At 36.7% G+C, this 14,605-nt stretch carries 16 protein-coding genes; all 16 read left to right on the top strand.

Annotated elements, in window-relative coordinates:
• Window positions 1-96 precede the first annotated feature (96 nt).
• The 16 genes from spoIIM (at window position 97) to lysA (ending at window position 14,329) form a co-directional block, all read left to right on the top strand.
• Window positions 97-738, top strand: a complete 642-nt coding sequence (spoIIM, locus tag MKX67_RS15110; RefSeq protein WP_307312990.1) for a stage II sporulation protein M — start codon at window positions 97-99, stop codon at window positions 736-738.
• A 251-nt stretch (window positions 739-989) separates the two neighbouring features.
• Window positions 990-1,454: a Fur family transcriptional regulator gene (locus MKX67_RS15105; protein WP_224936064.1), complete on the top strand. Its 465-nt coding sequence runs from the start codon at window positions 990-992 to the stop codon at window positions 1,452-1,454.
• Window positions 1,455-1,649: 195 nt separating this feature from the next.
• Window positions 1,650-1,877: a YqzK family protein gene (locus MKX67_RS15100; protein ID WP_095372690.1), complete on the top strand. Its 228-nt coding sequence runs from the start codon at window positions 1,650-1,652 to the stop codon at window positions 1,875-1,877.
• Between the two features lie 7 nt (window positions 1,878-1,884).
• The gene (gene xerD, locus MKX67_RS15095; RefSeq protein WP_095372691.1) at window positions 1,885-2,778 is read left to right on the top strand and encodes a site-specific tyrosine recombinase XerD; all 894 of its coding nucleotides are present in this window, start codon (window positions 1,885-1,887) and stop codon (window positions 2,776-2,778) included.
• Between the two features lie 249 nt (window positions 2,779-3,027).
• The gene (gene deoB, locus MKX67_RS15090) at window positions 3,028-4,224 is read left to right on the top strand and encodes a phosphopentomutase (protein ID WP_342488424.1); all 1,197 of its coding nucleotides are present in this window, start codon (window positions 3,028-3,030) and stop codon (window positions 4,222-4,224) included.
• Complete coding sequence (locus tag MKX67_RS15085; RefSeq protein ID WP_095372693.1) at window positions 4,224-5,042, top strand: purine-nucleoside phosphorylase; 819 nt, start codon at window positions 4,224-4,226, stop codon at window positions 5,040-5,042. Before deoB ends, MKX67_RS15085 begins: the two co-directional genes overlap by 1 nt.
• A 22-nt stretch (window positions 5,043-5,064) precedes the next feature.
• Window positions 5,065-6,369 (top strand): pyrimidine-nucleoside phosphorylase, encoded by a 1,305-nt coding sequence (locus MKX67_RS15080; RefSeq protein WP_095372694.1) that lies wholly within the window; start codon window positions 5,065-5,067, stop codon window positions 6,367-6,369.
• Between the two features lie 270 nt (window positions 6,370-6,639).
• Window positions 6,640-7,818 carry a D-alanyl-D-alanine carboxypeptidase family protein gene (locus MKX67_RS15075; RefSeq protein WP_095372695.1) on the top strand — a complete coding sequence of 393 codons (1,179 nt, stop codon included), beginning with the start codon at window positions 6,640-6,642 and terminating at the stop codon, window positions 7,816-7,818.
• Between the two features lie 177 nt (window positions 7,819-7,995).
• The gene (gene spoIIAA, locus MKX67_RS15070) at window positions 7,996-8,346 is read left to right on the top strand and encodes an anti-sigma F factor antagonist (protein ID WP_095372696.1); all 351 of its coding nucleotides are present in this window, start codon (window positions 7,996-7,998) and stop codon (window positions 8,344-8,346) included.
• Window positions 8,347-8,787 carry an anti-sigma F factor gene (spoIIAB, locus tag MKX67_RS15065; RefSeq protein WP_095372697.1) on the top strand — a complete coding sequence of 147 codons (441 nt, stop codon included), beginning with the start codon at window positions 8,347-8,349 and terminating at the stop codon, window positions 8,785-8,787.
• Between the two features lie 11 nt (window positions 8,788-8,798).
• Entirely contained in the window at window positions 8,799-9,554 is a 756-nt protein-coding gene (gene sigF, locus MKX67_RS15060) for an RNA polymerase sporulation sigma factor SigF (protein WP_095372698.1), read from the top strand.
• A 167-nt stretch (window positions 9,555-9,721) separates the two neighbouring features.
• A complete protein-coding gene (locus tag MKX67_RS15055; protein ID WP_095372699.1) occupies window positions 9,722-10,342 on the top strand; it encodes a stage V sporulation protein AA in 621 nt (206 codons plus the stop codon).
• Complete coding sequence (locus MKX67_RS15050) at window positions 10,332-10,754, top strand: stage V sporulation protein AB (RefSeq protein ID WP_095372700.1); 423 nt, start codon at window positions 10,332-10,334, stop codon at window positions 10,752-10,754. The genes MKX67_RS15055 and MKX67_RS15050 overlap by 11 nt, the downstream gene beginning before the upstream one ends.
• A gap of 28 nt (window positions 10,755-10,782) precedes the next feature.
• Complete coding sequence (locus MKX67_RS15045; RefSeq protein WP_095372701.1) at window positions 10,783-11,349, top strand: stage V sporulation protein AE; 567 nt, start codon at window positions 10,783-10,785, stop codon at window positions 11,347-11,349.
• Window positions 11,346-12,827 (top strand): spore germination protein, encoded by a 1,482-nt coding sequence (locus MKX67_RS15040; RefSeq protein ID WP_095372702.1) that lies wholly within the window; start codon window positions 11,346-11,348, stop codon window positions 12,825-12,827. Before MKX67_RS15045 ends, MKX67_RS15040 begins: the two co-directional genes overlap by 4 nt.
• A 182-nt stretch (window positions 12,828-13,009) precedes the next feature.
• Entirely contained in the window at window positions 13,010-14,329 is a 1,320-nt protein-coding gene (lysA, locus tag MKX67_RS15035) for a diaminopimelate decarboxylase (protein ID WP_307313001.1), read from the top strand.
• Window positions 14,330-14,605: the final 276 nt, after the last annotated feature.

Raw genomic sequence — 14,605 nt, 5'->3', positions numbered from 1 at the left:
AATAGATTAGTTATATTATTTCGTATCTTTCTGTCATGATCTCAGCAAGTCTAGCATACATTCTAGTAAGTGAAATCATTTTCAGGAGGAAGAGCAATGATAAAAAAAATGTACCAGAACGTCGTAGCAAATCATTTCCGTGAGCATTCCTCAATCTACTTGTTTGTTATTATATTGTTTTTGATGGGTGTCATATTTGGAGCGGTGGTCGTAAACAGTTTAAGTTTGACGCAAAAAGAGGATTTATTTCAATACTTGACTCAGTTTTTTGGTCATGTTTCAAATGAAGAAATGGCGACACCGGCTAACATATTTGAACAAAGCTTACTTCATAATGGTAAATATATAGGCGTGATATGGCTATTGGGGATATCTATTATTGGATTACCGCTTATTTTAGTTTTATTATTTGTGAAAGGGATGGTCGTTGGATTTACTGTCGGTTTTTTAGTAAGTCAATTAAAGTGGCATGGGTTTTTACTATCTTTTGTGTCCATTTTGCCACAAAATATGATTATCATTCCAATTTTTATTATTACATCTACTTTTGCGATTTCATTTTCAATGAAGATGATTCGTCGGTTGTTTATGAAGAAAGTAAATAATCCATTTATGCCGTTGCTAGGTAAATACTTAATTTCTTTCCTTATTGCCATTATTATATTAGCTGGTGCATCAGCTATTGAGGCGTATATTTCACCGGTGTTAATGAAGTCAGTCATTGATTCAGTCCTCTAAACTCATCGATTGCTTATATAAGATTTGAATGCTATAATTCTTTTATCATATGAGTTTAGTAATAATGACTACTTGGATAAATTATCATGTACAGAGCCTACGTTAGGTTCTGTACTTTTATGTTGTTTTAGCTATTATAACAATTCTAATATAAGAGTTATTATAAAGGTCTCTTTATAATGATTTTAGTTTGATTCTATACATCTATCTGTTATAATGAGAATGTTAGTGGTGAGGGAGGGACTTTCGGTATGGAAAGCAGAATTGACAGAATCAAAAAACAGTTGCATTCATCCAGTTATAAGCTAACACCACAACGTGAAGCCACGGTTCGCGTTTTGTTAGAACATGAAGAGGACCATTTGAGTGCGGAAGATGTATACCTCCTTGTTAAAGAAAAGTCGCCAGAAATCGGTTTAGCAACTGTTTATCGAACACTTGAATTACTAACTGAATTAAAAATTGTTGATAAAATTAATTTTGGTGATGGCGTTTCCCGATATGACTTACGTCAAGAAGGTGCTGCTCACTTCCATCATCATCTTGTATGCATAGAATGCGGTGCAGTAGATGAAATTCAAGAAGATCTACTAGAAGATGTGGAAGAAGTTGTTGAGAAGCGTTGGCATTTCAAAATAAAAGACCATCGTCTTACTTTTCATGGCATCTGCTATCGATGTCAAGATAAAAAAAATGATGAAGAGCCAGAAGCATAAGGTAAAACCCTTTTCTAATTTCATTGGAAAGGGTTTTCTTATTTTTCTCTAATTCTGCCTCAAGCTGCGAACGAAATTAAGGTTTTTGTTCGATAGAAGCTCACAGAACTTAAATGATTCCTCGTTGGAAACAGGTATAAATCTTGTCCAAAATGGCATACCCTCTAATAAGACGTTTTATTTGGGGGAGAAATGATGAGTGCATGGATCAAACTAGTCTATCAAACCATTAAGGTTTTTGTTCTTTTTACAGGAAGCACAATTCTTTTTTATTATGGTATTATGTGGTTAAATGAAGAGTATCAGGATTATCATCGTTATGATGAACCGAGTGGGGCAGCCGTGAAGGTAGCAGCAAGTGCGAATGCAACGGACTCTTCTTGGTTGGATCGGTTGATTCTGTTTTATTTAAATGGGGAGTAATGATTTTATGAATGATCATCTGCAGGATTTTATCCACTATTTAATGATTGAAAAAGGGCTAGCCAGAAATACGATAATGTCATATGAAAGAGACTTAAGAAGTTATATATTGTTTATTGAGAAGAAGATGATGAAGCAATCGATGAATGAGATTGAACGTGTTCATATTGTTCAGTTTCTAGCTCAGCTTAAGGATGATGGTAAGTCTGCTAAAACAATTGCAAGGCATATAGCGTCTATTCGTTCCTTTCACCAATTTGCACTTCGTGAAAAAATAGCAGATCACGATCCTTCTATTCATATTGAAACACCGCAAGCTGAAAAATCTTTGCCAAAGGTTTTAAATATGAAGGAAGTTGAGAGATTGCTAGACCTCCCGAACAATGGCAGCCGCTTTTATTTAAGGGACAAAGCCATGCTAGAAGTACTCTATGCAACAGGAATCCGCGTCAGTGAATTAATCCATTTAACAATAAATGATGTTCATCTAACCATGGGTTTTTTAAGATGTATTGGTAAGGGAAATAAGGAAAGAATCATTCCATTAGGAAAAACAGCACAAGCAGCTATTCAAGATTATTTAGATAAGGGTAGACAACAGTTGTTATCACCAAAACACCCGACAGAATACTTATTTTTAAATCATCACGGTAAAGGGTTATCACGGCAAGGGTTTTGGAAAAACTTAAAAAAAACAGCACAAGTAGCTGGTATTCAAAAAGAGTTAACGCCTCATACTTTAAGGCATTCATTTGCCACCCATTTACTTGAAAATGGAGCAGATTTAAGAGCTGTACAAGAAATGCTTGGCCATGCAGATATTTCTACGACACAAATATATACACATGTGTCAAAAACGAGATTAAAAGATGTATATAAACAATTCCATCCGAGGGCTTAACAGGAAATATGTAGAAAAACAGTGAAAAGTGATATAAAAGACTGTTTTTCTTTTTTTATTTTCAGTACAATATAGATGTCAGACTTCTGACGAAAGAAATCTTTCTTAAAGGTGAAGTATATTCATGACATTCCTCTTTGTTAGGTTCTAGACGTTTTACACTATCCTTCGCTGTTGATGAAAGCCTTTTTGGGGTATGATAAGTAAGGATTTCTGTAGTAAAGAAATAGTTAGAAAGGAGTGTTAATTGTGAACACATTTACATATAAACGTATTTTCCTTATTGTAATGGACTCTGTTGGAATAGGAGAAGCACCTGATGCGAAAAATTTCGGTGATGAAGGTTCTTATACGTTAGGCCATATTGCCGAGAAAATGGGCGGTTTGCATATGCCACATATGGAACGTCTCGGATTAAGTAATATCAATGAAATAAAAGGGATAGCAAAAGTCGCACAACCTGAGGCTTATTATACAAAGCTTCAAGAAGCTTCTGTTGGGAAAGATACCATGACAGGGCATTGGGAAATAATGGGCCTTCATATTCAAAAACCCTTTCAAGTATTTCCTAATGGATTTCCAGAGGAGTTAATTCAAGAACTAGAAGAAAAGACAGGTCGAAAAGTGATTGGTAATAAACCTGCGAGTGGAACAGTGATTTTAGACGAATTAGGGGAAGAGCATATGGAGACAGGTTCTCTTATTGTTTATACGTCGGCTGATTCGGTGCTACAAATCGCCGCCCATGAGGAAATCATACCAATTGAAGAACAGTATCGTATTTGTGAAATTGCTAGAGAATTGACTTTAAATGAAAAATACATGGTAGGTAGAGTCATTGCTAGACCATTTGTTGGTAAAGCGGGGGCATTTATAAGAACAGCGAATAGACATGATTATGCATTAAAGCCATTTGGCAGAACAGTAATGAATGAGTTAAAAGATGCCAATCTAGATGTCATAGCCATCGGAAAAATTAATGATATATATGATGGAGAAGGCGTAACAGAAGCAATTAGAACCACTTCAAATATGGATGGCATGGACAAGATGGTAGCTATAGCAAAAAAAGACTTTACAGGCATGAGCTTTTTGAATTTAGTAGACTTCGATGCCCTTTATGGACATAGAAGAGATCCACTTGGATACGGTCAAGCATTAGAAGAATATGATGCTCGTTTACCTGAACTGTTCGAGCAGTTAAATGAAAATGATCTTCTGATTATTACAGCGGATCATGGTAATGACCCAATCCATCATGGTACAGACCATACGAGAGAATATGTGCCATTACTTGTTTATTCTAAGCGCTTATCTCATGGAGAAGAACTGCCTCAAGGCAAGACATTTGCTAACATTGGCGCGACTATTGCAGAGAATTTCCAAGTAAAGAAGCCATTGATTGGAGAGAGCTTTCTTAAAAATGTCAAGGGAGTAGGGAAATAATGACTAGTTTACATGAGGTAAAAGCAGCGAAAGAATTAATTCAATCTAGAATAGACCAAACACCAACAGTAGGACTTATATTAGGTTCTGGACTTGGGGTTCTTGCTGAAGAGATAACAAATGCGATAAAAATACCTTATAGAGATATACCGGGTTTCCCGCAATCAACAGTAGCCGGTCATGCAGGTCAACTCGTTATTGGCCGATTAAACGGTGTAGCGGTTGTTGCGATGCAAGGAAGATTTCATTATTACGAAGGCTATACTATGCAGCAAGTTACGTTTCCGATCCGTGTAATGAAGGAGTTGGGAGTACAGAAATTAATCGTAACCAACGCTGCTGGAGGCGTTAATGAAACTTTCTCACCAGGTGATTTAATGATCATCACAGACCATATTAACAATATGGGGGTAAACCCACTTATAGGTCCTAATGACGACCATTTTGGTGTGCGTTTTCAAGATTTGTCATCAGCGTACAATAAAGAAATGATACAAGTCGCAAAAGAGGTCGCAGAACACCAACAATTAAACATACAAACTGGTGTATACGTAGCTAATACAGGGCCAGTTTATGAAACACCTGCAGAAGTAAAAATGCTTAGAATTTGTGGTGGAGATGCAGTTGGTATGTCAACTGTTCCGGAAGTTATTGTTGCGAATCATGCTGGTATGAATGTACTTGGAATCTCTTGTATTTCTAATATGGCTGCAGGTATTTTAGACCAACCATTAAATCATGAAGAAGTGATAGAAACAACGGAGAAAGTAAAACAACAATTTTTAAGCTTTGTCAAAGGAATCGTGACAAAAATTTAAATTTAGTGGGGGGAACGATACGATGAGAATGGTGGACATCATTGAGAAAAAAAGGGATGGTCATTGCTTAACGACAGAGGAAATTAACTATTTTATTCAAGGCTACACAAATGAAACAATCCCTGATTATCAAGCAAGTGCACTTGCTATGGCGATTTATTTTCAAGGAATGGATGAAAGAGAAACAGCTGATTTAACAACGGCAATGGTTAAATCAGGCGATGAAATTAATCTTTCAAACATTGATGGAATCAAAGTCGATAAGCATTCTACTGGGGGTGTAGGAGATACAACCACGCTCGTATTAGGGCCGCTAGTAGCTGCTGTAGGTGTACCAGTTGCAAAGATGAGCGGAAGAGGTCTGGGCCATACGGGTGGGACCATTGATAAATTAGAGGCTATAGATGGATTTCATGTAGAGATTGATAATGATGAATTTATGAATTTAGTCAATCGTAATAAATTAGCAGTCATAGGTCAAAGTGGAAACTTGACACCAGCTGATAAGAAGCTTTATGCGTTAAGAGATGTGACCGCTTCTGTTAATAGCATCCCATTAATTGCATCAAGTATCATGAGTAAAAAAATTGCTGCGGGTGCAGATGCAATTGTTTTAGACGTGAAAACGGGTTCAGGTGCATTTATGAAAACGATTGAAGAAGCAATTGCTTTAGCAAAAACAATGGTGAAAATCGGGAATCATGTTGGTAGACAGACAATGGCTGTCATCTCAGATATGAGCCAACCCCTTGGCCTAGCAATCGGTAATGCTTTAGAAGTAGAAGAAGCGATAAATACTTTAAAAGGAGAAGGCCCGGAAGATTTGACTGATTTATGTTTAACTCTTGGAAGTCAAATGGTCGTATTAGCGAAAAAGGCCGATACGTTAGAAAGTGCGCGCACGCTATTACAAGAAGCAATCAGTAGTGGTAAAGCGTTAGAGACTTTTAAAACATTTATCCAATCTCAAGGAGGAGATGTTGCAGTCGTTGATGACCCATCTCTACTTCCACAGGCAAAATATCAAATAAAGGTAGAAGCTGCACAAAGTGGATATATTTCTGAAATTGCTGCAGAAAAACTTGGTACTGCTGCAATGATGCTTGGTGCGGGTAGAGCAACAAAAGATTCTATTATAGATCTCGCAGCAGGCCTCCTTCTTCATAAAAAAGTTGGCGATTCTGTCCAAAAAGGAGAAGCGTTGTTAACGATTCATAGCAATATGGAAGATGTGGAAGAAGTAAAAGATATCCTTATTAATCATATTAAAATAGTGTCAGAAGAAGTAACAGCACCAACATTGATACATCAAGTCATCACAGAATAAAAATACTAGAAAAAGCTTAAAGGAAATAAAACCTTTAAGCTTTTTTAGTACAATTTAACTGAAAGATGCTCATTCTTAAAATATTTCCTTCGAATAATTCCCACATCAAAGCATAGAAGGTCTCATTTCATACCTCTCACCTTCCCGATCTTTTTTCAAAGTAAAACACGGAATTTCTCATTTATAAAATGTAGTTTATGGTATTTTCATTGGTATAAATTATCAAAAAATGGTAATCATGGAAACTATAAAGAATGGAGGGTTTGTGCGATGAAGCGAATAGTTAGTGTATTTTTTATATGTATTCTCATGGTTTCTACCATAGCACCACAAGTATTTGCACGTGAAAGTGAAAAAATGACTGAAGAAGAAGTTGTGAAAAATGTAAAGTCAGCTATTTTAATTGAGCGAGATACAGGCAAAGTTCTGTATGAAAAAAATAGTGATGTTCAATTACCACCCGCAAGTATGACGAAGATTATGACGATGCTTTTAATTATGGAAGCAATCGATGAAGGCAAACTTAAATGGGATGAAAAGATTAAGACAAGTGAATATGCTGCTTCTATGGGTGGTTCACAAATTTTTCTTGAGCCTGGAGAAGAAATGACAACAAAAGAAATGTTACAAGGAATTGCAATCGGTTCTGGAAATGACGCTTCTGTTGCTGTAGCAGAAAGATTAGCGGGTACGGTAGATGACTTTGTCAATATGATGAATGCAAAAGCAAAAGAGCTAGGTTTAAAGGACACTGTATTCAAAAATCCTACAGGCCTCCCGGTAACGGATCATTTTAGTACGGCTCATGATATGGCGATGATGGCAAAGGAATTACTGAAGTATGAAGATATTACAAACTTTACCGGTACTTACGAGGCTTATTTGCGTGAAGACACCGATAAAAAGTTCTGGTTAGTAAATACGAATAAATTAGTGCGTTTTTATCCAGGGGTAGATGGTCTTAAGACTGGATTTACTCAAGAAGCAAAGTATTGTTTAACGGCGACAGCTGAGAAAAACGGCATGCGTGTCATTGCGGTTGTTTTCGGTGCACCTAGCTCAAAAGAGAGAAATGCAGAAGTGACGAAAATGCTAGACTATGCTTTTAATAAATATGAAACTCATGCCATGTATAAAAGGAATCAAGCGGTGGCAAAAGTGAAAGTGTCAAAAGGTGAAAAGAAACAAGTAGAAGCATTAACAAGCGAACCCATTTCAATATTAGCTAAAAAAGGTGAAGATATTAAAAACGTGAAACAAACGGTTGTACTCGATGAAAATATGAAGGCTCCTGTTAAAAAAGGTGATGAAGTCGGCAAGATTATTTTTGAAAAAGACGGAAAAACAATGGTTGAAAGTCCTTTAGTCGCAAGTCAAGATAGTAAAAAAGCCAACGTATGGACATTGTTTAAGCGTTCAATGGGAATGTTTACGAAAGTCTCAGAGTAATATGTCGAATCGAGTGAAGACAAGTCCTGTTTTAGCGAATAAACACTAGTTTTGTCTTCATGAAGGAAAAACAGTTCATAGTATAGAATTGGACTCACTAAAGGCAGGTTGATATTCTATTGGTGTCAATCCTGTCTAATCCATAGAGACAACTGATTACAAAGGAGGCTATGGTTAGTGAGTCTAGCAATTAATTTAGAAATAAAAAACAACGTATTATGTATTCGTTTAAGCGGGGAGCTTGATCATCACTCTGCGGATGAATTAAGAGCAAAAGCAACAAAAACGATTGAGGAACACGATATCCACCATATTATTCTTAATCTGGAACAATTAACATTCATGGATAGTTCTGGACTTGGAGTAATTCTTGGCAGATATAAACAAGTGAAACAAAAAAATGGCGAAATGGTTGTATGTGCAATTTCTCCATCTGTAAAAAGACTTTTTGATATGTCTGGTTTATTTAAAATTATTCGCTTAGAACCTACTGAAGCGTTTGCCCTGCAACGATTGGGGGTGGCGTAAGTGAAAAATGTTATGCAAATGCAGTTTACTGCTCTCAGTCAAAATGAATCATTTGCTCGAGTGACAGTGGCAGCTTTTATTGCTCAGCTTGATCCAACAATGGATGAATTAACAGAAATTAAGACCGTTGTCTCAGAAGCTGTAACGAACGCTATTATTCACGGCTATGATATGAGCCCAGATGGCATTGTACACATTTCAGTAACCATTGAGGAAGGAATAGTCGAACTGTCCATTAAAGACGAAGGTCTCGGTATTATGGATATAGAAGAGGCAAGACAGCCTCTTTATACAACAAAGCCAGAGCTAGAGAGATCAGGCATGGGCTTTACGATTATGGAAAATTTTATGGACGAAATTAGTATTGTATCACACCCAGGTGAAGGCACAGAGGTTCGTTTAAAGAAGCATTTATCAAATAGTAAAATGCTATGTAATTAAGGAGTCTTGCTATGGATGTGGAGGTTAAAACAGGAAAGACGCAATATTTAAAAGATCATGAAGTTAAAGAGCTCATTGGTAAAAGTCAAAATGGTGATCAAGCGTCTAGAGATTTGATTGTCCAAAAGAATATGCGCTTAGTATGGTCAGTTGTCCAGCGCTTCCTCAATCGAGGATACGAACCAGATGACTTATTTCAAATTGGCTGTATTGGATTGTTGAAATCGGTTGATAAATTTGATTTGAGTTATGATGTGAAATTTTCTACTTACGCTGTTCCTATGATTATTGGTGAGATCCAACGTTTTATAAGAGACGATGGAACAGTTAAAGTCAGTCGTTCACTTAAAGAACTCGGAAATAAAATTCGAAAAGCAAAAGATGAGTTATCGAAATCATTAGGTAGGGTACCAACCGTATCAGAGATTTCAGAATTCCTTGATATCCCAACAGAGGATATTATCATGGCCCAAGATGCTAGTCGACTCCCCTCGTCAATTCATGAAACCGTGTATGAAAATGATGGTGACCCTATTACATTACTTGACCAAATAGATGATGGGGATGAGGGGAGATGGTTTGATAAAATCGCATTAAAAGAAGCGATAAATGAATTAGATGAAAGAGAGAGACTGATTGTTTATTTGCGCTATTACAAAGACCAAACACAATCAGAAGTAGCAGTCAGGCTTGGCATTTCACAAGTACAAGTCTCGAGGCTTGAGAAGAAAATATTGAAGCAAATGAAAGAGCATATGGACTTATAGTCTATATGCTCTTTCATTTGCATCTTTTAAGCGAAGAAAGTCGACGTTTATGTATTTACTAATAACCAAGAAAGTAATATCAGTGTGAGGAAATTATTGGATTTCATGAAGTGAAATACCTTTACTCATACTATATGCAAGGAAATCTTTGTGTGGGAAGTGAAAGGATGGAACGTATCGTTTATTTACGCTTGCGACATCGATTGCAGGTTAAACCGCACGAAACTATTGTTTTATCGGATGTTGCGCAGTTGATTGCAGATGACGAAGTTTATGATAAATTAGCTAATCTCCTGTTATACCGTGTGTCTAAGGAAGATAAAAATATTATCATTATTGATGTTATGCAGGTAATTAAGCATATTACAAAATGTTTTCCGAGTTTGGAAATCCAAACGGTTGGGCCGACACAGATTATTGTTGAAGTTGCCGTGAAAAGAAGAAAAGTCTCACTTCCATTGTTTATGCTAATATGGTTTTTATTATTTTTTGGTGCTGCTCTCACCATCATGAATTTTCATGAAGACGTTAGTATGCAAGAAGTTCAACAAAAGATTTATACATTGATTACAGGTGAAGTAGATAGTCGGCCATTGATTTTTCAAATCCCATACTCAATTGGATTAGGCTTAGGAATGATTCTCTTCTTCAATCATGTATTTAAAAAGCGTTTAAATGAAGAGCCTAGTCCTTTAGAGGTAGAGATGTTTAATTATCAAATGGATTTGGATAATTATGTTTCCCTACACGAAAACAAAGAGAGTATGAAGAATATTGATGAGCGGTAAAATTATCTTTGCCATCTTTATAGGCTTAGCGAGTGGTATAGCTGTAGGTGGTGGAGTAGTTGCATTCTTATCTGTCTTAGGAATTATTCCAAGGCTTACACAACTAACAAAAACAATGAAGATGATCCATGCTTATGAATGGGCAGCGGTGTGCGGGGTGATTGCTGGAGCTGTAGCTTCCATGTGGGAGCCAGTACTACAAGCACCGCCCTTTATACTTATTCCGATTGGCCTGTTATGTGGAATCTTTGTAGGAATGCTTGCAGCTGCACTTACGGAAGTTCTAAATGTCTTCCCGATATTAGCTAAACGCATTGGTGTAGAAGGGAAAATTGTCTATTTATTAATGGCTTTTGTTTTTGGGAAAATTATCGGATCTTTATTTCAATGGATATATTATGTCAATCTGTAGGTTTGCTCACTTAGAAAGGGAAATGGCGATGAAAGAACGGAGAAAAGTCATATTGATTACAGATGGAGATGAGTTTGCAAAGCGAACAATAGAGCTCATTGCTCATGATATTGGTGGTAGTTGTATTTCTGCTTCTCAAGGAAATCCAACTATACTGTCTGGTGAAGAGATGGTGCATTTAATTAAAAAAGCTCATTCAGATCCTGTTTATATCATGTTTGATGATAGTGGTTATATCGGAGAAGGTCCAGGAGAGAAAGCGATGACTTTCGTTGCCAATCACCCTGATATTGAAGTCATTGGTGCAATAGCTGTAGCATCAAGGACTCACCACGAGGAATGGACAAAGGTAGATGTAAGCATTGATCGCTTTGGTGAATTGACAGAATATGGTGTTGATAAATCTGGGATAGCAGATATGGATGAAGGCAGAATAGTAGGTGATACCGTTTATTGTCTTGAAATGTTAAATATCCCTTTTATCGTCGGTATTGGTGATATTGGTAAAATGGCAAGAATTGATTCAATAAAAGCCGGTTCACCCATTACGAAACAAGCTGTTGAACTTATACTGGAAAGGAGCGGTATGTTATGAGCGAAAAAGAAAAAATAAGAAAGAGACCATTACCCACATCCGTCAAGGAAGTTGAAGCGTACATGCAGGACCATGTAGGTCTTGGAACAAGTTTTGACCTTGGAGTGAGAAAGCTTAAAGTATTAAAAAAGGATGTTCATTTATACTTTATTAATGGTTTAACAGAGACACAATTTATCATTGAAATTGTTGAAGAGCTTGTAGGGATTAATGATAAAGAAAAATTATCGACCCATCTCTTTGATATTGTAGAGAACCGTATCGTTCATCAAGCAGTTGATCGCATTAAGACAATTGATGAGCTCGTTGACCAAGTATTATCAGGGCTTATTGTTATTGTGATGGAAGGTGAAGGTACCGCTTTAGTAATAGACGTAAGAAGTTATCCAGGACGAACACCACAAGAGCCTGATACGGAGAAGGTAATTAGAGGTTCTCGTGATGGTTACGTAGAAAATATAATTGTCAATACAGCTCTAACAAGAAGAAGAATTCGTGATGAACGTTTAAGGTTTGAAATGCTCCATGTTGGTGTAAGGTCAAAAACTGATATTTCCTTAGGCTATATTGAAGGGTTAGCTGATCCCAACCTAGTAGAAGTGTTACGTAAAGAAATTAATGAAATCGATATCGATGGGCTACCCATGGCAGATAAAACGGTAGAAGAATTCATCCTTCATCAAAGTTATAATCCATTTCCACTTGTAAGGTACACTGAAAGAGCGGATGTAGCGGCCACTCACTTGATGGAAGGTCATGTCGTGGTTTTTGTGGATACATCGCCCAGTGTAATCATCGCCCCAACGACTTTATTTCATCATTTGCAGCATGTAGAGGAATATAGGCAAGCCCCAGCTGTCGGTACTTTTGTTAGATTTATGAGGTTTATCGGACTTGCTGCTTCTTTATTTTTTCTACCATTGTGGTTTTTATTTGTCTTAGAACCGTCTTTGCTTCCGGATGCCATTGATTATATCGGGCCGAATGAACAATCAAATATACCTATTCTTATTCAATTATTATTAGCGGATTTAGGGATAGAGTTTTTAAGATTAGCTGCTATCCATACACCGACACCATTATCAACGGCAATGGGACTAATAGCTGCAATACTAATAGGAGAAATTGCAATCACTGTTGGATTGTTTGTACCTGAAGTTATTCTCTATGTTTCTGTTGCGGCAATTGGAACTTTTGCCACTCCGAGCTATGAATTAAGTGTGGCAAATAAACTTATTCGTATGCTCTTGTTAATATTAGTTGCAATTTTTCATACACCAGGTTTAGTTGTCGGAATTACGCTATTTATTCTTTTTCTTGTATCCATGCGTTCATTTAGAACACCATATTTATGGCCATTCATTCCATTTTGCCCTGGCGCTATCGTTCATATTATTTTTAGAAGAGCCGTCCCAGGGTCAAAAATCCGACCAAGTATTACCCATTCTCGCAATCGTTTTAAGCAGCCACCAAAATAATTGGGTAAATGGCGATTGCAGGCATATGGGAATTATGGTAAAGTATGTTCAACTGAATAAAGGGTTAAAGGATAACAGAATAGACAGTTTCTTAAGGATTCTGTCTATTTCTTCATTTTAGTCCGATAAAAATAAGCATCAATTCTTTGATTAGAGAAGTAATGGACGAAAGAGGGGAAAGCATGTTTTTTCACGGTACATCAAAGGTAAATGACAAAGGACACTTAGAAATTGGCGGTGTTGATACAGTAAAATTAGCTAGTAAATATGGCACGCCTGTTTATATTTATGATGTAGAGTTAATAAGAAGAAGAGCACGTGGATTTAAGAAAATGTTTCAGGAAAATAATATAAAGGCACAAGTAGCCTATGCAAGTAAGGCTTTCTCTTCTGTAGCGATGATTCAGTTAGTGGAAGAAGAAGGATTGTCTTTAGATGTTGTTTCTGGAGGAGAACTATACACTGCCATTAGGGCGGATTTTCCAGTTGAACGTATTCATTTTCATGGGAATAATAAAAGCCGTGAAGAATTAGAAATGGCGCTTTCCTATAATATTGGTTGTATCGTCATAGATAATTTCCATGAAATGAACTTATTAGAAGAAGTAGCTATATCAATGAATAAGCGCGTCGATGTGTTACTAAGGATTACTCCAGGAATAGAAGCGCATACACATGATTATATTTTAACTGGGCAAGAAGACTCTAAATTTGGTTTCGATTTACAAAATGGACAGGCAGAGGAAGCATTAAAAATCGCCCTTAATTCCCAACACATCCATTTACTTGGGTTCCATTGTCATATTGGTTCACAAATCTTTGAACCAACTGGATTTATCCTTGCCACACAAAAAATCTTTGCCAAATTGAAAACGTGGAGCCAAAAATATGATTATGAATCTGAAGTTCTTAATTTAGGTGGAGGATTTGGGATTAGATATACAGAGGAAGATGAACCACTCGCCCCAGAAACGTATGTAGAGGAAATTATCAAGGAAGTAAAAAAACAAACAAGCCATCACGGGATGACTTTACCTGAAATATGGATTGAACCTGGAAGATCACTTGTCGGTGATGCTGGCACAACCATCTACCAAATTGGCTCATCAAAAGATGTTCCGAATGTAAGAAAATACTTGGCTATTGATGGAGGAATGAGTGATAATATCCGTCCTGCTCTCTATCAGGCACAATATGAAGCTGTTCTTGCTAATCGTGTCCTAGATGATATAGAGGAAAAAGTCTCTATCGCAGGTAAATGTTGTGAATCCGGAGATATGCTTATTTGGGATTTGCCACTTCCGAAGGCTGGAAACAACGATTTGTTAGCTGTTTTTTGTACAGGTGCATATGGTTATTCAATGGCAAATAATTATAATCGTATCCCTCGTCCACCTGTTGTGTTTGTGGAAGATGGAGAAGATCGATTGGTCATTAAAAGAGAATCATTTGAAGATATGGCACGGCTAGATTTACCTTTAAAAAACAAGGTTAATCAGTAATTAACATGAACCAAGAAACTTAGGTGGGTTTCAGAATCTTCATAAGGGACTCACCTATTATTCTACTTATTTGGCGAACTCCTTCTTTTAACATATTGGAATGTAGAAACCTTTCATGTACAATAAAGATGAATGTATATCAAAAGGGGAGCTACTGAAGAAAGTATGGATAAAAAAAGTAATATTATGTTATTTGTCTTTATTTTAGGTATAGCTTTTATATGGGGGCTTATTTATTGGTTATTTATTGCCCCGCAATCATAACTAGTTCCATTT

The sequence above is a fragment of the Cytobacillus sp. FSL W7-1323 genome (assembly GCF_038595015.1).
Classification (GTDB): Bacteria; Bacillota; Bacilli; order Bacillales; family Cytobacillaceae; genus Cytobacillus; species Cytobacillus kochii.
Note: the sequence above shows the minus strand (reverse complement) of the source record. Positions and strands in the feature narration are given on the sequence as shown.